This is a genomic window from Streptomyces sp. CO7 (genome assembly GCF_053474865.1).
The window spans coordinates 1,471,531-1,472,276 of record NZ_JBRIOU010000002.1 but is presented as its reverse complement, the minus strand read 5'-3'; the positions used below and the strand labels follow the sequence as shown (position 1 = coordinate 1,472,276).

The 746-nt window shown below is 81.6% G+C and carries 1 pseudogene; it reads left to right on the top strand.

Annotated elements, in window-relative coordinates:
- Positions 1-746: pseudogene (locus ACOV8S_RS08730) on the top strand (CHAT domain-containing protein); the annotation flags it as partial.

The following is a 746-nucleotide window of genomic DNA, read 5'->3' as shown; positions in this document are numbered from 1 at the left end:
GGGCCCGGCACGGCGGTGCGCCGCAGGCGCGGGTGACGGGCTGGGTGGCGCAGGCGCTGCGGGCCCGGGCCGCCGGGTCGCGTCGCGGTGTGCTGCGGGCCTGCCGGCACGGGCTGGACGTGCTGGACGGGCACCGCACCACGCTGGGCGCGCCGGAGCTGCGGGCCCGGGTCACCGAGCAGGGCGAGGAACTGGCGGCACTGGGCCAGGAGGCCGCGCTGGCCTCCGGCGGCGCCCGGCGGCTGCTGGAGTGGAGCGAGCGGTGGCGGGCGGCGGCACTGGCCGCGCCGGCCGCCCGGCCGCCCGCCGATCCCGGGCTGCTGGCGGACCTGGCGTCGTTCCGGGAGATCGCGTCCCGGGCCGAGGAGGCGCGCCGGGACGGCCGTCCGGTGCCGGTGCTGGAGCGCGAGCAGCGGCGCCTGGAGCGGGAGATCCGGTCCCGGACGCTGCGGGCCCGCGGCGCGGGGGCGGGCGGCGACGGCCGCCGGTTCGACCCGGCGGCGCTGCTGGAGCGCCTGGACCGCGACGGCGCGCAGCTGGTCGAGCTGGTGGTGCTCGAGGACCGGGTGCGGGTGCTGCTGTGTGGCGGTGGCCGGGTGCGGGTGTTCACCGGCGGCCGGCTGTCGCGGGCGGAGGCGGAGGCGGAACTGGTGCAGGCCGGGCTGCGGCGGCTGGCGCATCCCGGCGGCGCGGCGCGGCTTCCGCTGCTGGAGGCGGCCGGCCGCCGTCTGGAGGAGGCGCTGCTC